Annotated in this window: 19 protein-coding genes; 15 read left to right on the top strand and 4 right to left on the bottom strand. The window is 66.7% G+C overall.

The window, feature by feature from the left end; translation table 11 throughout:
- Positions 1-686: 686 nt before the first annotated feature.
- From mltB to AC13GF_RS16985, 3 genes are all read left to right on the top strand, one after another.
- Positions 687-1,832, top strand: a complete 1,146-nt coding sequence (gene mltB / locus AC13GF_RS16995) for a lytic murein transglycosylase B (protein ID WP_483005396.1) — start codon at positions 687-689, stop codon at positions 1,830-1,832.
- Entirely contained in the window at positions 1,829-3,106 is a 1,278-nt protein-coding gene (locus AC13GF_RS16990) for a septal ring lytic transglycosylase RlpA family protein (protein WP_483005395.1), read from the top strand. The genes mltB and AC13GF_RS16990 overlap by 4 nt, the downstream gene beginning before the upstream one ends.
- A 100-nt stretch (positions 3,107-3,206) precedes the next feature.
- Complete coding sequence (locus AC13GF_RS16985) at positions 3,207-4,424, top strand: D-alanyl-D-alanine carboxypeptidase family protein (RefSeq protein WP_054172521.1); 1,218 nt, start codon at positions 3,207-3,209, stop codon at positions 4,422-4,424.
- 227 nt (positions 4,425-4,651) lie between these two features.
- Here AC13GF_RS16985 and AC13GF_RS16980 read toward each other — a convergent pair whose 3' ends face one another.
- Positions 4,652-5,725, bottom strand: a complete 1,074-nt coding sequence (locus tag AC13GF_RS16980; protein ID WP_032130312.1) for a lipid A deacylase LpxR family protein — start codon at positions 5,723-5,725, stop codon at positions 4,652-4,654.
- 262 nt (positions 5,726-5,987) lie between these two features.
- On the opposite strand from AC13GF_RS16980, the gene AC13GF_RS16975 reads away from it, so the two are divergent.
- From AC13GF_RS16975 to gnd, 7 genes are all read left to right on the top strand, one after another.
- Positions 5,988-6,266 (top strand): YbeD family protein, encoded by a 279-nt coding sequence (locus AC13GF_RS16975; protein ID WP_005411067.1) that lies wholly within the window; start codon positions 5,988-5,990, stop codon positions 6,264-6,266.
- Positions 6,254-6,964 (top strand): lipoyl(octanoyl) transferase LipB, encoded by a 711-nt coding sequence (gene lipB, locus AC13GF_RS16970; protein ID WP_483005394.1) that lies wholly within the window; start codon positions 6,254-6,256, stop codon positions 6,962-6,964. The genes AC13GF_RS16975 and lipB overlap by 13 nt, the downstream gene beginning before the upstream one ends.
- 18 nt (positions 6,965-6,982) lie before the next feature.
- A complete protein-coding gene (gene lipA, locus AC13GF_RS16965) occupies positions 6,983-7,993 on the top strand; it encodes a lipoyl synthase (protein WP_049421379.1) in 1,011 nt (336 codons plus the stop codon).
- 237 nt (positions 7,994-8,230) lie between these two features.
- On the top strand, positions 8,231-10,408 hold the full coding sequence (locus AC13GF_RS16960) for a carboxy terminal-processing peptidase (protein WP_126929464.1): 2,178 nt from the start codon (positions 8,231-8,233) through the stop codon (positions 10,406-10,408).
- Between the two features lie 242 nt (positions 10,409-10,650).
- The gene (locus AC13GF_RS16955) at positions 10,651-11,241 is read left to right on the top strand and encodes a DUF2242 domain-containing protein (RefSeq protein ID WP_483005393.1); all 591 of its coding nucleotides are present in this window, start codon (positions 10,651-10,653) and stop codon (positions 11,239-11,241) included.
- Positions 11,242-11,258: 17 nt separating this feature from the next.
- Positions 11,259-12,497 carry a hypothetical protein gene (locus tag AC13GF_RS16950; RefSeq protein ID WP_483005507.1) on the top strand — a complete coding sequence of 413 codons (1,239 nt, stop codon included), beginning with the start codon at positions 11,259-11,261 and terminating at the stop codon, positions 12,495-12,497.
- 10 nt (positions 12,498-12,507) lie between these two features.
- Complete coding sequence (gene gnd / locus AC13GF_RS16945) at positions 12,508-13,413, top strand: phosphogluconate dehydrogenase (NAD(+)-dependent, decarboxylating) (protein WP_014648435.1); 906 nt, start codon at positions 12,508-12,510, stop codon at positions 13,411-13,413.
- Positions 13,414-13,597: 184 nt separating this feature from the next.
- Here the strand turns inward: gnd and AC13GF_RS16940 are convergent, their stop codons facing one another.
- Complete coding sequence (locus tag AC13GF_RS16940; RefSeq protein ID WP_483005392.1) at positions 13,598-14,641, bottom strand: oxidoreductase; 1,044 nt, start codon at positions 14,639-14,641, stop codon at positions 13,598-13,600.
- Positions 14,642-14,812: 171 nt separating this feature from the next.
- Here AC13GF_RS16940 and AC13GF_RS16935 point away from each other — a divergent pair, with 171 nt between their 5' ends.
- The 4 genes from AC13GF_RS16935 (at position 14,813) to AC13GF_RS16920 (ending at position 19,203) form a co-directional block, all read left to right on the top strand.
- Positions 14,813-15,199 (top strand): BON domain-containing protein, encoded by a 387-nt coding sequence (locus tag AC13GF_RS16935; protein ID WP_126929460.1) that lies wholly within the window; start codon positions 14,813-14,815, stop codon positions 15,197-15,199.
- 233 nt (positions 15,200-15,432) lie between these two features.
- On the top strand, positions 15,433-17,250 hold the full coding sequence (locus tag AC13GF_RS16930; RefSeq protein WP_483005391.1) for a sensor histidine kinase: 1,818 nt from the start codon (positions 15,433-15,435) through the stop codon (positions 17,248-17,250).
- Positions 17,247-17,687: a response regulator gene (locus tag AC13GF_RS16925; protein WP_005411057.1), complete on the top strand. Its 441-nt coding sequence runs from the start codon at positions 17,247-17,249 to the stop codon at positions 17,685-17,687. Before AC13GF_RS16930 ends, AC13GF_RS16925 begins: the two co-directional genes overlap by 4 nt.
- 4 nt (positions 17,688-17,691) lie before the next feature.
- Positions 17,692-19,203, top strand: coding sequence for a two-component system sensor histidine kinase NtrB (locus tag AC13GF_RS16920; protein WP_483005390.1), 1,512 nt, complete (start codon positions 17,692-17,694; stop codon positions 19,201-19,203).
- A gap of 74 nt (positions 19,204-19,277) precedes the next feature.
- Here the strand turns inward: AC13GF_RS16920 and AC13GF_RS16915 are convergent, their stop codons facing one another.
- Entirely contained in the window at positions 19,278-20,021 is a 744-nt protein-coding gene (locus AC13GF_RS16915) for a proteasome-type protease (protein WP_483005389.1), read from the bottom strand.
- A gap of 89 nt (positions 20,022-20,110) precedes the next feature.
- Between AC13GF_RS16915 and folK the strand changes: the two genes are divergently transcribed.
- The gene (folK, locus tag AC13GF_RS16910) at positions 20,111-20,596 is read left to right on the top strand and encodes a 2-amino-4-hydroxy-6-hydroxymethyldihydropteridine diphosphokinase (RefSeq protein ID WP_279913957.1); all 486 of its coding nucleotides are present in this window, start codon (positions 20,111-20,113) and stop codon (positions 20,594-20,596) included.
- A gap of 60 nt (positions 20,597-20,656) precedes the next feature.
- On the opposite strand, the gene AC13GF_RS16905 is transcribed toward folK, so the two are convergent.
- A complete protein-coding gene (locus AC13GF_RS16905) occupies positions 20,657-21,394 on the bottom strand; it encodes a pteridine reductase (RefSeq protein WP_024957037.1) in 738 nt (245 codons plus the stop codon).
- Between the last annotated feature and the right edge of the window lie 49 nt (positions 21,395-21,443).

Here is a 21,443-nt window from a genome sequence, read left to right as displayed (position 1 = left end):
CGCTTTTGCTCTTGATCTTCTCTTTTCTTCTCCGTGGGTGAATGCGCACGGAACCTGTCCGTGGCCGGGTAGATGGGCTGCGCAGGGGCGTGAGCCGCATGGATGCGGCGACCGAGCTTACATGGATGTACTTGCAGCGGCCCCTGCGCAGCCCATCTACCTGGCCTCACCCGTGAACTGCTTTTCGCGGCGACCCACGAGGGGCTGCGCCGTTGGCTGGAAACTTCCTGACTCTGCGCAACGCCCGTTGTGGAAGCGTTCTCACAACGATGCACGACAGCACACCCGCTGACCAAAGTCCGGAAAAAGCGTTAGCTGGTTCACACTTTTACAGCGCGTTGATCCTGATCAATGGACTTGTCGTAATCGGCCTGCACAATGGCGGCCCGTTCGGCACGGCGCGCCGTCAATCGTTGCAGCGCGAGGGGGCGTCGGGCGGGAAGCAGTACTGATCCAACGGGTACAGGGAGCGCGGAGCACTGCCACTGGGGAGCGGCAGCCGCGCGGGTACCGACCGGATCCGGTCGCCGGTTGCGTCTGCGGGGATGGGGACGCAACCGGCAACCTCTATCTGAATGGGGAAGTGTGATCACGACGTCTTCACATTTCCCGCTGGTCGCAGGCAAATCGTTGTGATTCATGGTGTTAGGGGTTTTAATTCATCCATGACCTGCTAACCTGCGACGATGATTCGACGCACTCTGGCCTGCATGCTCACCCTCGGCCTGGTCGCCTGCGCGACCCAGCCGAAGTCCCCACCGTCTTCGCCCCAGGCCAGCAGTACGCCGCGCCAGCCCGCCGCCAAGGCCCATGGCCCGGCCGAGGCCGCGCCCGAAGCCGCCGCTGCCACCGCGCCGCCGGTCGATCTCACCCCGGTGCGGTTCGAGGTCGCACGGGCCCGCTTCGTTGCCGATACCGCCAAGCGCTATGGCCTGAAGCCGGAGCAGATCAGCAGCGTGCTCGACCAGGCGCAGGTGCGCCAGCCGATCATTGCCGCGATGTCGCGCCCGGCCGAACGGGTCAAGCCGTGGAACGAATACCGGCCGATGTTCATCAGCAAGGCGCGTATTGATGGCGGCCGCGCGTTCCTGGCCCAGCATCGCGCCGAACTGGATCGCGTGCAGCAGCGCACCGGTGTGCCGGCCGAAGTGATCGTGGCGATCATCGGCGTGGAAACCAGCTACGGAAAGAATGCCGGCAGCCATCGCGTGCTCGATGCGCTGTACACGCTGGCGTTCTATTACCCGCGCAGCGGCGACCCGGCCAAGCTGGAACGCGAAGTGCGCCGCGAGCTGTTCTTCCGCGATGAGCTGGCCAAGCTGTTCGAGCTGGGCCGCGAAGAAAACCTGGACATCACCACGCTCAAGGGCAGTTATGCCGGTGCGATGGGCATGGGCCAGTTCATGCCGTCCAGCTATCTGGATTACGCGGTGGACGGCAACGGCGATGGCCGCCGCGATCTGTTCACCAGCTACGACGACGTGTTCTCGTCCATCGCCAACTACTTCGTGAAGAAGGGTGGCTGGGTGCGGGGTGGCCAGGTGGCCGTGCCGGCCACGTTGGCGCCGGGCCGCGAGGAATTCAATCCGACCGAGTGGATGCCGACCTGGTCGCTGGCCGACTTGGCGCAGCGCGGCTACCAGCCCAGCGCTGCAGTGCAGCCGGGCGCCACGGCCACGCCGATCACGCTTGAAGGCAGCACCGGCAAGCAGTACTGGCTGGGCTTCCAGAACTACTACGCGATCACCCGCTACAACCTCTCGAAGATGTACGCGATGGCCGTGTTCCAGTTGTCCCAGGCCATCGCCGGACAGGAGCTGCCCCCGGCATGAACATCAGATGGCTGGTCCCAGGCTTGATCGTCCTCGCGCTGGCTGCCTGCAGCAGCGCGCCGAAGAAGCCGGCCACGGCCGGCCATGGTGGCAAGTCGGGTGGCACCCTGGTGCAGGGGCGCGGCTCACGCCCGGCCCACTGCCCGGAAGGCTCGCCCTACGCGGCGGCCAAGGAAGACCTGAGCACGCGCGGCAACTACACCGCCGGTGGCCTGTACAAGCCGGGCGTGCGTGACAGCACGCCGGACTACATTCCCAACGTGGCCTGCATCCCCGAGCCGGAAGTGACCGCGGAAGAACGCTCGGCGATCGGCAACAAGACGCCGTACGTGGTGCTGGGTAAGTCGTACAAAGTGCTCGACGACACCCGCAACTATGTCGAGCGCGGCACTGCGTCGTACTACGGCGCCAAGTTCCATGGCCGCCTGACCTCCAACCGCGAGGTCTACGACATGTATCAGTTCACCGCTGCGCACAAGACGCTGCCGCTGCCCAGCTTCGCCCGCGTGACCAACCTCGACAACGGCGAGTCGGTGATCGTGCGCGTCAACGATCGCGGTCCGTTCCATGATGGCCGCGTGGTCGATCTCAGCTATGCCGCCGCTGTGCGCCTGGGCATCACCCAGCGTGGCACCGGCAACGTGGAGGTACGCGCGCTGCAGCCGGGTGAGGGCAACCTGCTGGCGCAGAAGCCGTCGCGCCGCGAGCGCCGTGCCGCCGAAGCAGCAGCCGCGGCCGCTGTGGCCAGTGCGCGCCCGACGCCAGCCGCACGCCCCACCGCCGACAGCGACATCGATCGCCTGGTCAAGCGCCTGCCGGGCGACAGCATGCCTGCGCGTGGCCAGCCGGCCACCACCCAGGGCGTGGCCAGCACGCTGCCGGACGTGGCGGTCAGCAGCCTGCCGCCGAGCGCGGCGCCGGTGCGCAGCACGGCGCCGGCTCCGGCTGTCGTGGCCAGCACCACTCCGCGCGCGGTGGCGCCGGCACCGGTGCGCAGCGCATCGACCACGCCGGCCGCACCCAGCCTGTCGCAGCAGGTGGTGGGCGCGGTGATGGTGCAGGTCGCCAGCTTCTCCAGCCGCGACAATGCCAACCGCGCGATGGGCCAGCTCAACGCCGCCGGCATCGTCGGCGCGACCATCAGTGACATCGCCGCCGGTGGCCGCACCCTGTTCCGCCTGCGTGTTCCCGCCAGCGACCATGCCAGTGCTGCGGAACTTGCCGGCCGCATCGCCGGTCTGGGCCTGGGTTCGCCGCAGATCGTCAAGGATTGATCCGCCCGGGCCGGTGCTGCCGGCCCATGCTCCCCCGGCCTTACAATGGCCGTTACGTTCCACCCTCCATTCCCGGCCGTCCCCTGGAGCCTGCTGTCCAATGAATTTCCGTTCCGCCGCCACCGCCCTGGCCGCCACCCTGGTGGTGGGCCTGGCTTCCGCCCAGACGCCGCTGCCGACCCCGGCCACGCCGACGCCTGCCGCCGCTGCCGCCCCGGCCACTGTTGCCACTCCGCCGGCGCCCGCGCCCAGCGTGTCCAAGGCCTGGGTGCTGATGGATTACGCCACCGGCCAGGTGCTGGCCGGTGAAAACATCAATGAACAGCTGGCTCCGGCCAGCATCACCAAGGTGATGACGTCCTACGTGATCGCCGCCGAGGTCAAGAACGGCAAGGTCCGTGCGGATGATCAGGTGATGATGAGCGAGCGCGCCTGGCGCGAAGGTGGCGCGGGTACCGATGGCAGCTACAGCGGCTTCCCGGTCAACCAGACTGCGCGCCTGGAAGACATGGAAAAGGGCATGGCGATCCAGTCCGGCAATGACGCCGCGATCGCTCTGGCCGAACACGTGGCTGGCAGCGAGGAAGCCTTTGCTTCGCTGATGAACAGCTATGCCGCCAAGATCGGCATGAAGAATTCGCACTTCGTCAACGCCCATGGCCTGACCGCTCCGGGTCACCACAGCAGCGCCTACGATCTGGCACTGCTGGGCCGCGCGATGGTGCGCGATTACCCGGAAACCTACGCGTACAACAAGATCAAGGAATTCCAGGTCGGCAACATCAAGCAGCCGAACCGCAACCTGCTGTTGTGGCGCGATGGCAGCGTGGACGGCATCAAGACCGGTCACACCTCGGAAGCCGGTTACTGCCTGATGAGCTCGGCCCAGCGTGGTGACCAGCGTCTGGTGGCCGTGGTGCTGGGCGGCCAGTCGGAAAAGCAGCGTGCCGATGACAGCCTGGCCCTGCTGAACTGGGGGTTCCGCTTCTTCGAGACCCACCGCCTGTACGAGCCGGGCAAGGCCGTGGCCGAGCACAAGGTCTGGAAGGGCACCACCGACAAGGTGCAGCTGGGCGTGGCGCAACCGATGCTGGTGAGCGTGCCGCGCGGCCGCTACAACGACCTGAAGCCGAGCATCGATGTGCCCAAGACCCTGGAAGCACCGTTCACCGCCGGCCAGCAGATCGGCACCGTGAAGGTGATGCTGGATGGCAAGCTGGTGGCCGAAGCACCGCTGGTGGCGGTGGCTGCCGTTGAACAGGCCGGCTTCTTCAAGCGCCTGTGGGACAGCTTCTGGATGTGGTGGGAATCGGAATGATCCACGCCCCGGCGTGGTGAACGAAAAGGCCGGCAAATGCCGGTCTTTTCCGTTTTGGGATGGCGGCTCCGCATGATTCCCGCCGGATGTGGGTAGTGCCGGCCGCTGGCCGGCTCCTCATGAACCCATCCGGATGTGGGTAGTGCCGGCCGCTGGCCGGCTCCTTATGAACCCATCCGGATATGCCGGCAGCCGGCCAGCGGCCGGCACTACCCTCGGCGCTTCGCTTACAGCGATCGGCTGATGGTGAAGCTGCCGAACACCGGTGCTTCGCGCTGGCCGTTGAACTCGCGCGTGCTGTGGTAACGCGCCGCGGCGAACTTCCAGCGTCCGTACATCACGGCCACGCCGTAGCCGCCGTAGGCCACCACATGGCGCTTGTCCACGCTGTGACTGTTGCGGAACGTGTTGCCATCCAGCGTGATGTCACGGATCACCCAGGCGGCGTCCGAGGTCGCGAACAGGTGCCAGGACCAGCCATTGGGACGGCCGCCGCGGGTCGGCGCAGTGTTCTCACCGGCCGGGCGCAACGGCGTGCTGCCGAAGTCGTCCGGCAGCTTCCAGCCGAAGCGCACTTCACCGCCGAGGTTGGCCTTGGTTTCCAGGTTGCCGATCGACCCACCGTAGTGGCTGATGGCGTCCCAACCCCAGCCGTCGGCATTGACGCTGGCATCGCCCGGCCAGCGGCGCATGCGCTCATGGGTCAGCATGAACAGGGGCTCGTTGTGCAGCTGGTTGTCCCAGCCCTTGAATTTCTCGTCGCCCAGCACTTCGTGCACGGCATTCTGCACCTGCTTGCCCTGTGCCCACGGGCCAACCACGCCCAGCGTCAGCTGGGTGGTCTGCAGGCGGTCGCCGCTGCGCGCATTGAAACCGAAGTTTGCGATCAGTACGCCGGCGTAAGGACGGTCGTCCTCGATCAGGTCCCTGCGGCTGAAATCGGTCGGGGTGAAGATGCCCTGGCCGATGCTGAAGATCATGTTCTGCTGTTCGAACTTGCCCGGATGCAGCCCTTCCAGGTACTGGTTCACCCAGCGCGCCATGCGCGGCAGGCAGGGGTCGTCGGTGTAATCGACCAGATTGGGCGAGACCAGGGTCAACAGTGCACCGTTGGTGTAGCCCTGGTCCTGGTGGCGGCCGCCGAACAAGTCATTGTCGACGCGGAAATTGACCTGCGGCGGGTGGTCGCGCATCGCGTCCGGGCCACATTGTTCGGCCGCCTGGGCGGCGAGGGGGAGGGCAGCAGCCAGCAGGCCGGACAGCCCGAGGGCTGCAAGGCGGCGTTGGGAAGGGGGGCTCATGTGAGAAGTTGTTTCTGTCTGTCGTTATATGCTGCGACACGGTACTCGCGCGGACGTGATGGAACGAGCGCGTTCGAATCACTTGTCTGTTCCGAAAACGACATTGTCTCGTGAAGACAATCCTGCACTGTCCTGCGGCGCCCCATGGCGCAACGGCCAATGCTGAACGGCCGTTCAGCTGCAACGCAGCGACTCACCGGTGCACTGTTTGACGTTGATGAATACTCTTGGGTTTATTGCCCTGCGGCCCGATAATGGGGGCATGGAAATCAAGTCCGACAACCCCGACCACGGCTTCCAGTTCCCCGGCCAGTTCGAGCTCAGTGCCATGGGCCCGGCCAACCGCGGCCTGGAACATGAGCTTCCCCGCCTGCTGCTGGCTGCCGGCATCGATGTGGTGAACGAACGCATCAGCTGGAAGCATTCCTCCAACGGCAAGTACGTCTCCGTGCGCATCGTGTTCAAGGCCGAAAGCCGCGAACAGTACGACCTGGCGCACCAGGCGCTGCGCGACCACCCGGAAGTGAAGTGGACGCTGTAGCCGACAGCTGCCCGGCCGAAGCCGCCCCGGAAGACCGCGCGCCGCGCCCGGCGCTGGTCCGCGACCTCGGCCGCCAGGCCTATGAACCGGTGTGGCGCGCCATGCAGCGCTTCACCGACCAGCGCAGCGAGGCAGACGCCGATGAGCTGTGGGTGGTCGAGCACGACCCGGTATTCACCCTGGGCCAGGCCGGCAAGGACGAGCATGTGCTGGCGCCGGGCGAAATCCCGGTGCTGCACGTGGACCGCGGTGGCCAGGTGACCTATCACGGCCCCGGCCAGCTGGTGGTCTATCCGCTGCTGCGCCTGCCACGGCTGGGCATCGGTGTGCGCGACTACGTGTGCCGCATCGAGCAGGCCATCATCGATACCCTGGCCGAGTGGAACATCGGCGCCGAACGCCGCGAGGGCGCCCCGGGCGTTTACGTGGGTGGCGCCAAGATCGCCGCACTCGGCATCCGCGTGCGCCGCGGCTGTACCTTCCATGGCCTGGCCTTCAACGTGGCCATGGACCTGGAACCTTTCCACCGCATCAACCCCTGTGGCTATCAGGGGTTGCAGGTGACCTCGGTAGTAGACTTGGGCGGGCCCTCCGGGATGGAGGCCGTCAAGCCGGTGCTGCTGGACCACCTGGCCCGCCAGTTCGGCCTGCTGCTGCAGGCCACGCCCGAACTGCCTGATCTTTCTGCGGCCGCCTGACCGCCCCCCGGAACTGCCATGACTGAAACCACCGCCCGTTCCATTCCCCTGCAGATCGTGCAGGGCGACTCTCCGTCCGCCGCGCCGTTGCAGGCCGGGGTCAAGCAGCTGGGCGGTGACAAGATCAACCGCTCGCCGGTGCAGTTCGCCGACGCGCCGGTGCTGCGCAAGCCGTCCTGGATCCGCGTGCGCATTCCCTCGGGCAATGCCGTGCAGAACCTGAAGGCCAAGCTGCGCGAGAACCGCCTGGTGACCGTGTGCGAGGAAGCCAGCTGCCCGAACATCCACGAGTGCTTCGGCCACGGCACGGCAACGTTCATGATCCTCGGCGAAGTCTGCACGCGCCGCTGCTCGTTCTGCGACGTGGCCCACGGCCGCCCGAAGCCGCCGGATGCCAACGAACCGGCCAGCCTCGGCCAGACCGTGGCCGACATGGGCCTGAAGTACGTGGTGGTGACCAGCGTCGACCGTGATGACCTGCGCGACGGCGGTGCCCAGCACTTCGTCGACTGCATCAGCGCCATCCGCGCGAAGTCGCCGGGTACCCGCATCGAAGTGCTGACCCCGGACTTCCGTGGCAAGGGCCGCATGGAACGCGCGCTGGAGATCCTGGCGCAGAACCCGCCGGATGTGTTCAACCACAACATCGAAACCGTGCCGGACCTGTACCGCAACGTTCGCCCGGGTGCGGACTACCAGTGGTCGCTGAACCTGCTGAAGAACTTCAAGGCGCAGCACCCGGACGTGCCGACCAAGAGCGGCATCATGCTGGGCCTGGGCGAAGAGTTCGAACAGATCAAGGCCACCATGCGTGACCTGCGCGCGCACGACGTGGACATGATCACCATCGGCCAGTACCTGCAGCCGACCGCGCATCACCACCCGGTGCTGAAGTACTGGACCCCCGAGGACTACAAGGCGCTGGAAGACTATGGCTACGAGCTGGGCTTCAGCCACGTGGCCTCCGGCCCGATGGTGCGCTCGTCGTACCACGCCGACGTGCAGGCCAAGGGCGCCGGCGTCTCCTGAGGTGGGTGCGAACCGCCCTGGTGGGTGCGAACCTTGGTTCGCACGCCTTTGCCTGCTGTAGAGCCGAGCCCATGCTCGGCCCCGCCTTCGCCTGCATTCACAATTTGCTACACCGGCCCGGCTAGGCTGGTTTTCCACCGAGCGCGGCCGGATGACAAACCCGGCAACTTTCGGCACTGTCGTGGTGTCTTAACACCCCGCAGTCTCCCCCTTGGCAAGGCGCCTTCGAGCACGTCAATGAAATTCAAAGCCCCCGCATTCCTGATGGCCCTGGCGCTGGTCGCGCCGTTGGCGCTGGCGGCCAAGGCCGACTCGCCGGCATTGCCCGCCGCGGCAACCGCCGATCAGGTGACCACATCCAAGCTGGTGTACGGCCTGCTGTCCGACAGCCGTTACGCCTACCGCCCGCGCGCGCTGGACGAGGCCACCTCCAAGGACGTGTTCAAGCGCTACCTGGAGACGCTGGACGGCGGCAAGCAGTACTTCACCCAGGCCGACGTGGCGCGCTTCGCGCCGTTCGAAGCCAACATCTCCTCGGCCATCCGTGGCGGCGAGCTGGAGCCGGCGTTCCAGGTGTTCGCGGTGTACAAGCAGCGTGTTGGCGAACGTGTGGCCTATGCGCGCAAGCTGCTCAAGCAGGAGCCGGACTTCACCACCGACGAGCGCTTCGAATACGACCGCAAGAAGGTGCCGTGGGCGGCCAGCAGCGCCGAACTGGATGAGCTGTGGCGCAAGTCGGTGAAGAACGACTGGCTGCGCCTGAAGCTGGCCGGCAAGAAGCCGGACGACATCCGCAAGACGCTGGACAAGCGCTACGCGACGCTGGAGAAGTCGGTCAATGAACTGAAGGGCGAAGACGTCTTCCAGTTCTTCATGAATTCGTACACGAGTGCCGTCGATCCGCACACGGACTACTTCACCCCGCGCACCGCCGAGAACTTCAACCAGGCGATGTCGCTGTCGCTGGAAGGCATCGGTGCGCAGCTGCAGCGCCAGGATGACGTGGTGGTGATCCGCGAGATCATCGCCGGTGGCCCGGCCGCGGTGGATGGCACGCTGAAGCCGGGTGACCGTATCGTCGGCGTCGGGCAGGGCAAGTCCGGCCTGGTCGAGGATGTGATCGGCTGGCGTATCGACGATGTCGTGGCCAAGATCCGAGGCGCCAAGGACACCCAGGTCAAGCTGGAATTCATTCCGGCTGCCGAAGGTGCCGACGGCAAGCACCACACCCTGGTGCTGACCCGCCAGAAGGTGCGCCTGGCTGAGCAGGCCGCCAAGGGCGAGACCATGACCATTCCGGCCGCCAATGGTGAGCCGGCGCGCAAGGTCGGCGTGATCAAGCTGCCGACTTTCTACCAGGACTTCGAAGGCCGTCGCCGCAATGCGGCCGACTACGCTTCGGCCACCCGCGACGTGGCCAAGCTGCTGGCTGGCTTCAAGAACGACAAGCTGGACGGCGTGGTGCTGGATCTGCGCAACAACGGCGGTGGTTCGCTGGATGAAGCCATTGAATTGACCGGCCTGTTCATCGAACAGGGCCCGGTGGTGCAGGTGCGCGAGTCCGGTGGCCGCGTCACCGTCAACAGCGACCGCAACCAGGGCGTGGCATGGGATGGCCCGCTGGCGGTGCTGATCAACCGCGGTTCGGCCTCGGCTTCGGAGATCTTCGCCGGTGCCATCCAGGACTACGGTCGTGGCCTGGTGATCGGTGAGACCAGCTTCGGCAAGGGCACCGTGCAGAACATCGTCGACCTTGACCGTTGGCCGAGTGGCGAGACCCAGCGCTTCGGCCAGGTCAAGCTGACCATCGCCCAATTCTTCCGCATCAGCGGCAGCAGCACCCAGCACAAGGGTGTGGTGCCGGACCTGGCCTTCCCGGCCAGCGTCGATGCCACCGAGTTCGGCGAGAGCACCTACGACAACGCGCTGCCGTGGACCCGCATCGCTGCCGTGCCGCACACCCAGTACGGCAACTTCGCGCCGTTGCTGCCGAAGCTGGAAACCCGCCATGACGCGCGCATTGCCGCCGACAAGGAATTCCAGTGGTGGAACGAGGACGTGGAGCAGTTCCGCACCGAGGCCGCGAAGAAGTACATCTCGCTCAACGAGGCCACCCGCCGCGCCGAGCGTGAGCGCCAGGACACCCAGCGCAAGGAGCGCCAGGCGATGCGCAAGGAACTGGGCCTGGCCCTGGACCCGCTGGCCGATGACAGCAACGACGACGGCCTGACCGGCAACGAGCGCGACATCGTCAAGGATGCCGCCCGCGAGAAGGCTGCCGAGAAGCGTCCGGACCCGCTGCTGCGCGAGTCGGCCTCGATCCTGGCCGATGCGGTGAACTTGCTGGCCAATGACCGCCCGCTGTCGGCGCAGGTGCTGCCGCAGTCGACCGGCGCCGGTCGCTGGGCAGACTGAGCCGGCGACGGCATGTGATACCCGAGGGGCCGGCATTGCCGGCCCCTTTCTGTTTGGGGAGCTCGTTCACGGTGGCACTGGGCCATGCCCAGCGAGTGAAGTGCCACAAACGACTTAATCCCCTCCGTCCCCTTTTACGTGCATGAACCGGCAGCAACGCGGTGGCCCGGTCACGCCGGTTTCGACCTGCCGCACACGGCCGCGGGACTACCCTTGGCGGTACCGTCCTCGCAGGAGCACCCATGCGGGCCTCCCGTCTTTCCCGTGCTGTTGTGGTGCTTGGCAGCGCCCTGATCCTGTCGGCCTGTGGTGGCCGCGCCGCCGACAGCACGTTGCTGCGCGAATCCTTCGATTCCGGCGACACGTTCTCGCGGACCGTCGATGGCGGTCCGGGTGAAGCCTGTGAAGCCGCGCGACGCACCCTGCTCAGCCAGGGCTATGCCATCGCCCGTGCCGATGACGCACAGGTGGAAGGCAACAAGAACTTCCAGCCGCGCGAAGACGACCACGAGCAGCTGGTGCTGCGCATCTCCTGCGCGCCGCGTGGCAACCAGACGCTGGTATTCGTCAGTGCGGTGCAGGACCGCTATGCGCTGAAGAAGAGCCCGACGTCAGCCAGTGTCGGCGTCGGTGCGCTGGGCTCGGTGTCGCTGCCGTTCGGCAGCAATGACGACTCGCTGGTGAAAGTGGCCAGCAGCACGGTCACCGATGCCGGGTTCTATCAGCGCTTCTTCCAGCGCCTGCAGCAGTTCCTGCCGGCGACTGCAGGCACACCCGCACCACCTCCGGCCGCACCACCGGAACCTGCACCGGCCAGCACGGACCAGGGTTGAGGGTGCGCGCCAGTTTGATCGGCGTGGTTCTGCTGCTGGTGCCTGCGCTGGGCAGCGCGGCCATGGCACCGGACTGCAGGCAAGGCCTGCTGCAGCGGCTGGGATGGCGCTTCGACGAGGCCATGGTCAGTGCCCCCCTGGTGCACGGCGGTCCGGTATGCACGCGCGCGTCGCTGGCTGAAGCACAGGCGGCGGGCGATTTGCGCGTGCAGTGGGCGGCCGGAATGCCCGCTGCGGCCCGCCAGGCAGTGCTGCAGGAGCTGCTGGATGACCCTGCGACGGTCTGTGCCTATGCCTTCCAGTTGGGCGCAGCCACGCAACGTGCAGCCTCGGCATTGCAGGCCAACCCCACCTTCCGCTTCTCCGGCCCGCAGCTGGGCTGGATCGGCTTCGGCCTGCAGGGGCCGCGCGCGCAAGGCTGGCAGCGCACGCGCAGTTTCGGCCGCGGCTTCGTGCCCAGTGCAGGCAACAGTCAGGCGCTGCAGGCGTTCTACAGCGGTGCCGTGCGTGCCGAGTGCGGGGTCGGCCGCCAGGTCGCGCAGCTGGCTACGCAACGAGAGCTGTATGGTGATGCCGCGTTCGATACGGAGTTCGCTGCGGATGAGCTGTCGATCGGCACCTTCCTCGCTCTGCATGGGACCGACAGCATCCTGCTCGGCGCGCATGCCGGCGATTTCTTCGCCGATGGCAAGGCGGTGCGTACCTCGGCGATGGGGCGGCAGGCGTTCGTCGGCGTGCCCGGTTTCATCGAACATGTGTACGACAAGGGCACGCTGGACGACCTGAGCAACCAGGCCGAGAACTTCGTGGTGGTCGATGTGGGAGCGGACGCTGCACAGGTGCTGGCGATGCACGGTGGGCTGGCCTGGTACGACCAGCGCAATGTCGAACTATGGAAACTCGCGCAGGACATCCCGCGTATCGGCCAGCGCTACTTCGAGCGCCTGCTGTTCGAGCGCGATCCGGACCTTCGTGCACGGCTGGAACCGCGCTACCAGGCCACGCTGGCACGCATGGACCAGCTGCTGGACGATCCGTTCTACCAGCAGTTCGTGATCTATGTGCACCCACGCGGTATACGTCCCATCGGCTACCACGTCGCCCGCCTGCTTGATCGCAACCCACGAACGCCGTTTTCGATCGACCTGGCGGTGCACAATCTGCATACCACGCTCTACCGGCGTTGGCGCGAGGCGCAGCTGCGCCACTGCGCGGCTACCGGCAGGCCAGGCAGCCTGACCCTAGACCCCAACTGAAGGTGAAACAATGGATATTGCAATGATCGGCCTCGGCCGCATGGGCGCCAACATGGCCCAGCGCCTGCATCGCGGTGGCCACCGCGTGGTCGGCTACGACCCGGGCGAAGGTGCCCGCCAGCGCGCCGCCGAAGCCGGCCTGGAGGTGGTCGATTCGCTGGCCGCCGCGGTTGCCGCGCTGCCGGTGCCGCGCGTGGTGTGGCTGATGGTGCCGGCCGGCGAAACCGTCGACCAGACCCTGGGCCAGCTGACCCCGCACCTGGCCGAGGGTGACATCGTCATCGACGGCGGCAACTCCAACTACCAGGACTCGATTCGTCGCGCCAAGGCGCTGGCCGAAGACGACCTGGGCTACGTCGACTGCGGCACCAGCGGTGGCGTGTGGGGCCTGCAGGAAGGCTACAGCCTGATGGTCGGTGGCGAAGCCTCGGTGGTGGAGCAGATCGCACCGCTGCTGCGCACGCTGGCACCGGCCGAAGACCGTGGCTGGGGTCGTGTCGGCCCGTCCGGCGCTGGCCACTTTACCAAGATGGTCCACAACGGCATCGAGTACGGAATGATGCAGGCCTACGCCGAAGGCTTCGCGCTGATGGAGCGCAAGCAGGAGATGGAACTGGACCTGGCCCAGGTGGCCGAAGTCTGGCGCCACGGCAGCGTGGTGCGTTCGTGGCTGCTGGACCTGAGTACCGAAGCCCTCAAGCGCAATCCGTCGCTGGATGGCATCGCGCCGTACGTGGAGGATTCCGGTGAAGGCCGCTGGACCGTGGCGGAAGCGATCGCGCTCGATGTGCCGGCACCGGTGATCACCTTGTCGCTGCTGGAACGCCTGCGCTCGCGCGAATCCAATTCGTTCACCGACCGCCTGCTGTCGGCGATGCGCAACGAGTTCGGCGGCCACGCCATCAAGAAATCGTAAGCACCGCGGTGGGGTCAGAGCCCTTCGGCGTTGCCGAAGGGATCCGACCCCAGGCAGATCGGGGTCGGATCCTTTTCTGAAGGAAAAGGCTCTGACCTCACAAAAGCAGTCGAGCATGGCTCGACTCTACAAAATCCGTCTCCGATCGTTGCCACGTCATCCACGCATGGCGTGGAACTACTGGTCAGTCCAACGCGATTCGCCGCCCTTCGCGCGCACTGTCCATGCCAGCCTGCAGCAACCGCATCAGCTGCAGCGCCTGCACCGCGCTGACCGTCGCTTCGCCGTCGCCATGCATCGCCGCCGCGAACCGTGCATACAGCCGCCGGTAGTCGCCGGGCAGATTGTCGACCGTCGCGCGCTGCACGTTGTCTTCGGCATCGCAGCGCACCAGCTCACCATGCCGCGGGTCGATGCCCCAGCCCGGCGCACCGGGTGCCACACCGCGGCGCAGCTGCGCCTCCTGCACGTCCAGGCCGTGCTTGATCCAGCTGGCCTTGCTGCCATGCACGCTGAAGTGCGGCGTCTGCGCCGCCACCAGCGAACCGGAATGGATGATCGCGCGATGCCGCGGGTAATGCAGTACCGCGTGGAAGTAATCGATGCCGCTGCCACCTTCGCGCTGCACGGCCAGATCGGCATCGATCGCCTCGGGCCAGCCGAACAGCACCAGCATCTGGTCCAGCAGGTGCGGGCCCAGGTCGTACCACAGGCCACTGCCCGGGCCGTCCTGCTCGCGCCAGCGCTCGCGAACCTGTGGCCGGTAGCGATCGAAATGCGCGTGGCACTCGGCCACGTCGCCGAGCGTGCCTTCGGCCAGCAGCGCCTGCAGGGTGAGGAAATCCGCATCGAAGCGCCGGTTCTGGAACACGGTGGCGATGCGTCCGGCATCGCGTGCCGCAGCCAGTACCACCTCGGCTTCAGCGACATCCAGCGCGAACGGCTTGTCGACCAGCACGTGCTTGCCGGCGGCCAGTGCCGCCATCGCAAGGGGGGCGTGCTGTTCGTTCGGTGTAGCGATCACCACCGCGTCCACCGCCGGGTCGTTGAACACCTCCTGCGGCGTGGCCCGCACGTGCACGTCGCTGAACGCGCGCAGCAGCGTGTCGCGCTGCGAGCTCACGATGCTGTGCAGTACCAGGCCCGGCGTGTGCTGGATCAGGGGCGCATGGAAGACGCGGCCGGCAAGGCCGTAGCCGATCAGGGCCAGATGCAGGTCGGGGCGCATGGCAGAGCTCCGGCAGTGGGGAAGGGCAGGGTAAACGACCCGCGACGACAACCCCAAACTGAACCGTTGCCGTTGAATGCGGGGCGATTCACGGCAGCGTGACCGTAGCGCCACGCGTGCTCTACGCCTGCTTGTCCAGACTGGCAGCACATTCCGCAGGAGTACGACACGATGAGCAATACGACCCGCACGCTGATTGCCTCGGCCCTTACGCTGGGCCTGGCGCTGTCCTCCTCGGCCGCATTCGCCAAGGATCCGGCCGCGAAGAGTCCTCCCAAGACCGATCATTCGGCAATGACCCACGCCGACCGCCATGATTCCAACGAGCCGGTGACCGACAGCTGGATCACCACCAAGGTGAAGGCTGATCTGCTGGCCAGCAGCAACGTTCCGGGCACGGAGATCAAGGTGGAAACGGTCAATGGCGTGGTCAGCCTCAGTGGCGCCGTGGCGACCCAGGCCGAGCATGACAAGGCGGTCACCACTGCCAAGGGCATCAAGGGCGTGACCCGCGTCGATGCCGCTGCATTGAAGGTTAGCGCTGCTGCCAAGCGCTGACCCCGATGGGCGCCCCGGCATGGGGCGCCCGCTGCCGGGGTAGAGTCGGGCTTGCTCGACTGCCCTTTGGGTTGCAGCCGAGCGTGGGCTCGGCTCTACAGCACCGGATTCCGAACTCGTTCAGCCAACAACACTGGAAATTCCAGAGTTGTGACCGCCTGCGCTATATTGCCGGTTCCGCCGCAGTGGGGCCGGTAACGGCAGACGCTTTGCGGCTGTGCTGACGAGGAACTATGGCGCTGGTTTTCAGTGATGACATCTGGGACCGCTGGCGGTTGCCGGCCCTGGCGCTGGCCGCTGCCGCGATCATCGTGGTGCCGTGGTTGACCCTGCGCAAACTGCAGCAGGACAGCGAAGATGCGATGGCCTGGGTCAACCATACCCAGGCCGTCGGTGTGGCCCTGCAACAGCTGCAGGCCGATGTACGCGATGTCGAATCGGCCGCGCTGACCCTGTCCAAAGGCGTGGACGCACCTGGCCTGCGCGAGCGCATGGCCAAAGCCAATGACCTTCCCGGGCGCCTGGCTGAACTGGGGCGGATGACCCGCGACAATCCTGATCAGCTGATCCGCATCGGCCGCATCGAGTCGATGCTGGAAGGGCGCATGGCGCTTGCCCGCGAACTGGCAAAGTCCGAGCCCAACAGTGATCAGCGCGAGCTGGTGCAGGATCTGAGCACGCGTTATCCCATCCGCGGGTTGGTGGAAGAATTGCAGGCCAGCGAGCAGAAGCTGCTGACGCTGCGCGCCGAGCAGGCCGCGCGCCAGCGCAAGCAGACCGAGCTGGTGTCGTGGAGTTCGCTGGTGATCCAGCTGGCGCTTCTCGGCCTGGTGCTGTGGCTGCTGCAGCGGCAGATCGGTCGCCGCCTGCATGCCGAACGGCAGTCGCTGCGTTCGGCCGCACGTGCAGCCTCGGTGCTGCAGACCGTGCGTGAGCCGATCGTGCTGCTCGACCGCGACCTGCGCGTGCAGCTGCACAATCCTGCCTTCGCCGAGCTGTACGGGCTGCAGGATGAACGCGCCGATGGCCTGTTGCTGGACACTGTCGGCGATGGTGCGTGGAAAGACCCCGTGGTGCGCCAGCGACTGTCCGATGTGCTGTTGCGCGGCCGCGAACTGTGGGATTTCGAGCATGAACAGCGCGCCGCCGATGGCATGGTGCGCTACATGCTGCTCAACGCGCGGCGCATGCCGCTGCCGGACACCGACGACGAAGTGGTGTTGCTCACGGTCAGCGACGTCACCGTGCAGCGTGCCGTACAGCTGCGGGTGGAGGAACTGAACCGCCAGCTGGAAGGCAAGGTTGCGCAGGTATCCGAGGTCAACAGGGAACTGGAAGCCTTCAGCTACTCGGTCTCGCACGACCTGCGTGCACCGTTGCGCCACGTCGCCGGATTCTCCGACAAGCTGTCGCGCCACCTCGGCGACGCCGCCGATGACAAGAGCCGCCACTACCTGGAAGTGATCTCCAGTTCGGCGCGGCGCATGGCGGCATTGATCGACGATCTGCTGGTCTACTCGCGGCTGGGCCGTGCGGCGATGCGCCAGCAGGCGGTGGACATGCAGTCGCTGGTGGCCGATACCCGCGCCATGCTCGATTCCAACCTGCAGGCCGAGGCCGAGAACAGCAGCCATGCGCACCAGGTGGAGTGGAGCATCGCGCCGCTGCCGATCGTGGTCGGCGACGAGAACATGATCCGCCAGGTCTGGCTGAACCTGCTCGGCAACGCAGTGAAGTACTCGGGCAATCGCGAACCGGCGAAGATCCGCGTGGACTACCAGCCGCAGCCTGACGGCGGTCATCAGTTCACGGTCAGCGACAATGGCGCAGGCTTTGACATGGCCTACGCCGGCAAGCTGTTTGGTGTCTTCCAGCGCCTGCACAAGGCCAGTGACTACCCGGGGACCGGCATCGGCCTGGCCAGCGTGCGCCGCGTGCTCACCCGTCATGGCGGCCGTATCTGGGCCGAGGCCGAACCGGACGTCGGCGCCACCTTCCACTTCTACCTGCCTCCCGCGATCGACGCGGACAAACAAGGTCCTTCTGCATGACGACTCTGCGCACCATTCTTCTCGCCGAAGACAGCCCGGCCGACGCCGAAATGGCGATCGACGCCCTGGAAGAGGCGCGTCTGGCCAATCCCATCGTGCACGTCGAAGACGGCGTGGAAGTGATGGACTACCTGCTGCGCCGCGGCGCCTTCGCCAACCGCGAGGAAGGCCTGCCGGCGGTGCTGCTGCTGGACATCAAGATGCCGCGCATGGATGGCCTGGAAGTGTTGCGGCAGATCCGTGAACACGAAGAACTCAAGCGCCTGCCGGTGGTGATCCTGTCGTCCTCGCGCGAAGAAAGCGATCTGGCCCGCAGCTGGGACATGGGCGTGAATGCCTACGTGGTCAAGCCGGTGGACGTGGACCAGTTCTTCGGCGCGGTGCAGACCCTGGGCAAGTTCTGGGCGTTGATCAACCAGGCACCGGAACTCGAGTGAGCCCATGCCCCTGACCGGTCCCGCCCTGGGGGCGCTGCGCATCCTGCTGGTGGAAGACTCACCGGAAGATGCCGAGCTGATGTCCGAACAGATGCTCGACGCGGGCCTGGAGGCTCGCTTCGAGCGTGTCGAGAGCGAGGCTGAACTGCGCCAGGCGCTGGTCGCGTTCCAGCCGGACATCGTGCTGTCCGACCTGAGCATGCCGGGGTTCTCCGGTGACGACGCGCTGCGCATCGTGCGCGAGACCTCACCGGAAGTGCCCTTCATCTTCGTCTCCGGCACCATGGGTGAGGAGAACGCGGTGGCGGCGCTGCAGAAGGGCGCCAACGATTACATCATCAAGCACCTGCCGGCGCGCCTGCCGTCAGCGGTGGCGCGTGCGATCCGCGATGCCCGCAGCGCCATAGAGCGCGCACGGGTGGAAACCGAACTGATGCGTGCGCAGCGCCTGGAAAGCCTGTCGCTGCTCGCCGCCGGCCTCAGCCACGACCTGCGCAACATCCTGCAGCCGCTGCTGATCATGCCGGACCTGCTGAAGGCGCGTACCGAAGATCCGCAGCTGCACCATCTGGCCGATGTCATCGCCGAGTGCGGCCGCCGTGGCCACGAGATGGCCGAATCGATGCTGTCGTTCGTGCGCGGCTCGCGCAAGCCGAGCGAGCGCATCGAGATCAATGGCCTGTTCGACGCGGTGGCGCTGCTGTTGCGCAGCAACGTGCCCGATGCGGTGCGCCTGGAATTGCAGGTGCAGGACGACGGCCTGGTGGTCGACGCCAACTACACCGAACTGCAGCAGGTGATGCTGAACCTGGCGCTCAACGCGATCCAGGCGATGCCCAATGGCGGCCGCCTGAGCCTGACTGCCAGCCATGCCGGCCAGCGCGATGGCGTGGACTGGATGCATATCCGGGTCGCCGACGAAGGCATCGGCATGGATGCGGATACGTTGTCGCATCTGTTCAATCCGTTCTTCACCACCAAGGCCGATGGCACTGGCCTGGGGCTGATTTCCTGCAAGCGCATCGTTGAAGGCGCCGGCGGCAGCATCCACGTCAGCAGCCAACCGGGGCAGGGCACCTGCTTCGAACTGCGCCTGCCGATGCACGAGGCCATCGACGGCAGCGAGCCGATCGAACAGCTGGTGGCACTGGGCAGCGGCCAATCGATCCTGGTGGTCGATGGCGAAGCCACGCGCCTTTCGCTGCTCGGCAACGCGTTGTCCAGCCAGGGCTACCAGCTGCAGCTGGCCTCCGATGGCCCGGCCGCGTTGCGCTGGATGCAGCAGGAGGCGATGCCGGCGCTGGTGATTGCCGATGCCGGCTCCAAGTTGCTGCCGGCCAGCCAGCTGCTGGGCGAGATGGCTACGCTTGGCTACCGCGGTCCGGCGCTGGTGCTGGAGGACCCTGCGGTGCCGGTCGCGGCCGACGCGTTCCCGGCCGGTGTGGAGGTGCATGTGCTGCACAAGCCGCTGCAGATGCAGCAGGTCTTCCGCGCGGTGGCCGAAGCGCTGGGCTGATGCCCCGGTAGTGCCGGCCGCTGGCCGGCATCCCTGTGTGGTGGGGTCAACGCGGTTGCCGGCCAGCGGCCGTACTACCGGTCCCGGGTTTCCCAGGGGAACCGCGGCAGGGCGTCCACCGCCTGTTCCAGCCGCCGCGACCAGTTCTGATGGATGTCGGCATACAACGCCGAATCCGCGCCCAGCCGCAGCTGCTGGCCAATGCGCAGCTCGCCGTCGTGCAGCAGCGCCAGGTCGATCGGCAGGCCCACCGACAGGTTGGAACGGATGGTGGAGTCCAGCGAGACGATCGCCGTGCGCGCGGCGTCCTCCAGGCGTGTGGCCGGGCTGAGGATGCGGTCGAGGATCGGCTTGCCGTACTTGGACTCACCGATCTGCAGGTAGGGCGTTTCCGGCGAAGCGGCGATGGCGTTGCCGAGCGGGTAGATCATGTACAGCCCGGGCCGCTCGCCGGCGATCTGGCCGCCGAAGATCAGCGTGGCCTGGGTGTTGACCCCGTCATGGCCATGTTCGCTGTGGCTGCTGTGCACCTGGCTGTCCACCAGCAGTTGGCCAACGTACTCGGCAGCTTCGAACAGATGGGTCATGTCGCGCAGGTTGGGCGCGCGCCGTTCGTCGGCATCGCGCCCCAGGCGTGACACCAGCAGCTGGGTGGTGGCCAGGTTGCCAGCCGCCATCAGCACGTAGGCTGCCTGGCCGGGATATTCGAACACGTGCAGCTTACGGTGCACGCGCACATCGTCCAGCGAGGCATTGGTCCGGGTGTCGGCAGCGAAGACCAGGCCCTCGTCCACCTCGATTCCAACGCAATAGGTCATGTCGGTGCCCTATCATGTGCGTCCCGGATTGTAGGCAGGCCGCCGTGACGACGGCATGTCCACGCCCCCATCGCTGCCACCTGAACCGCATGACGACCGTGCTCCTGAGCCTGGGCAGCAATGTCCAGCCCCGCCGCTACCTCCACGCCGCGGTGGCGGCCCTGCGCGAGCGCTTCGGCGCGCTGCAGGTGTCGCCGGCCTACCGTACCGCCGCGGTCGGCTTCGATGGCCCGGCCTTCCTCAACAATGCGGTGGCGATCGAGACCGACCTGCCGCTGCAGGAACTGGACGACTGGCTGCATGCGCTGGAAGACGCGCACGGCCGCGACCGCAGCGGGCCGCGCTTCTCCGACCGGACCCTGGACATCGACGTGGTGTTCTATGGCGACCTGGTGGTGGAAGGCCCCGGCCATCTGCGCATCCCGCGCCCGGAGCTGAAGCATGCCTTCGTGCTGAAGCCGCTGGCGGACATCGCGCCGGGCTTCATCGACCCGGTCAGTGGGCTGGACCTGGCCACGCTGTGGCGCGCGCACACGCAGTTCGGCGAGGCGTTCGAGGTGGTTGACCTGGAGTGATGGAGGTTGCCGGCCAGCGGCCGGCACTACCGGTAGTGCCGGCCGCTGGCCGGCAACATCTCAGCTGACCGTGCGCCCACCATCCACGCGCAGGGTGTGGCCGGTGACGAAGCTGGCCTCGGCCACCAGCCAGTAGACCGCTTCGGCGATCTCCTCGACTGTGCCGATCCGCGCCAGCGGCGTGCGTGCCAGCAGCGCCTCGCGGGCGAAATCGTCCTTGCCCTGTTCCGGCCACAGGATCGCACCCGGTGCTACTGCATTGACCCGCACCTTCGGCGCCAGCTCCAGCGCCAGCGAGCGGGTGGCCATCTCCAGCGCGGCCTTGGCCATGGTGTAGGCGATATGGTCGCGCATCGGGTCGGTGCCGTGCAGGTCAGTCAGGTTGACGATGCAGCCCTGCTGGCGGCGCAGGTAGGGCGCCGCCGCCTGTGACAGCAGCAGCGGCGCGCGCGCGTTGACCGCGTACAGCTCGTCCATTGCCTCGGCGGTGACCTGGCCGAGCGGGGTGGGGAAGAAGTTGGAGGCGTTGTTGACCAGCGCGTCCAGTCGCCCGAAGTGGGTGACGGCCTGTTCCACCAGGTCGGCGAGGGCGTCGGCGTCACGCAGGTCGGCCTGCAGGGCCAGCACGCTGCCCGGGCGCACGTTGTCGAAATCGAACGCGGCCTGCTGCAGCTCGGCGCTGGAGGTGTTGGCGTGCAGCACCACCGACCAGCCACAGGCGTGGAACTGGCGGGCGATGGCCGCACCGATCCGGCGCGCGCTGCCGGTGATCAGGACCACGGGGTGGGTGTCGCTCATCGAGGGTCCTCCAAGGCTCGGCTATCCTGTGCACCATTGTCACCGCATT

The sequence above is a fragment of the Stenotrophomonas sp. 22LJNL06-5-1 genome, assembly GCF_056861455.1.
This window is presented reverse-complemented; position numbering and strand designations above follow the sequence as displayed.

What these genes read in the sequence shown, in the direction of transcription:
- mltB (WP_483005396.1), top strand. Translation starts at nt 687, where the DNA reads ATGATTCGACGCACTCTGGCCTGCATGCTCACCCTCGGCCTGGTCGCC.
- AC13GF_RS16905 (WP_024957037.1), bottom strand. Translation starts at nt 21,394, where the DNA reads ATGAGCGACACCCACCCCGTGGTCCTGATCACCGGCAGCGCGCGCCGG.
- AC13GF_RS16920 (WP_483005390.1), top strand. Translation starts at nt 17,692, where the DNA reads ATGCCCCTGACCGGTCCCGCCCTGGGGGCGCTGCGCATCCTGCTGGTG.
- lipA (WP_049421379.1), top strand. Translation starts at nt 6,983, where the DNA reads ATGACTGAAACCACCGCCCGTTCCATTCCCCTGCAGATCGTGCAGGGC.
- AC13GF_RS16955 (WP_483005393.1), top strand. Translation starts at nt 10,651, where the DNA reads ATGCGGGCCTCCCGTCTTTCCCGTGCTGTTGTGGTGCTTGGCAGCGCC.
- AC13GF_RS16990 (WP_483005395.1), top strand. Translation starts at nt 1,829, where the DNA reads ATGAACATCAGATGGCTGGTCCCAGGCTTGATCGTCCTCGCGCTGGCT.
- gnd (WP_014648435.1), top strand. Translation starts at nt 12,508, where the DNA reads ATGGATATTGCAATGATCGGCCTCGGCCGCATGGGCGCCAACATGGCC.
- AC13GF_RS16930 (WP_483005391.1), top strand. Translation starts at nt 15,433, where the DNA reads ATGGCGCTGGTTTTCAGTGATGACATCTGGGACCGCTGGCGGTTGCCG.
- AC13GF_RS16915 (WP_483005389.1), bottom strand. Translation starts at nt 20,021, where the DNA reads ATGACCTATTGCGTTGGAATCGAGGTGGACGAGGGCCTGGTCTTCGCT.
- AC13GF_RS16985 (WP_054172521.1), top strand. Translation starts at nt 3,207, where the DNA reads ATGAATTTCCGTTCCGCCGCCACCGCCCTGGCCGCCACCCTGGTGGTG.
- AC13GF_RS16940 (WP_483005392.1), bottom strand. Translation starts at nt 14,641, where the DNA reads ATGCGCCCCGACCTGCATCTGGCCCTGATCGGCTACGGCCTTGCCGGC.
- AC13GF_RS16935 (WP_126929460.1), top strand. Translation starts at nt 14,813, where the DNA reads ATGAGCAATACGACCCGCACGCTGATTGCCTCGGCCCTTACGCTGGGC.
- folK (WP_279913957.1), top strand. Translation starts at nt 20,111, where the DNA reads ATGACGACCGTGCTCCTGAGCCTGGGCAGCAATGTCCAGCCCCGCCGC.
- AC13GF_RS16975 (WP_005411067.1), top strand. Translation starts at nt 5,988, where the DNA reads ATGGAAATCAAGTCCGACAACCCCGACCACGGCTTCCAGTTCCCCGGC.
- AC13GF_RS16925 (WP_005411057.1), top strand. Translation starts at nt 17,247, where the DNA reads ATGACGACTCTGCGCACCATTCTTCTCGCCGAAGACAGCCCGGCCGAC.
- AC13GF_RS16980 (WP_032130312.1), bottom strand. Translation starts at nt 5,725, where the DNA reads ATGAGCCCCCCTTCCCAACGCCGCCTTGCAGCCCTCGGGCTGTCCGGC.
- AC13GF_RS16960 (WP_126929464.1), top strand. Translation starts at nt 8,231, where the DNA reads ATGAAATTCAAAGCCCCCGCATTCCTGATGGCCCTGGCGCTGGTCGCG.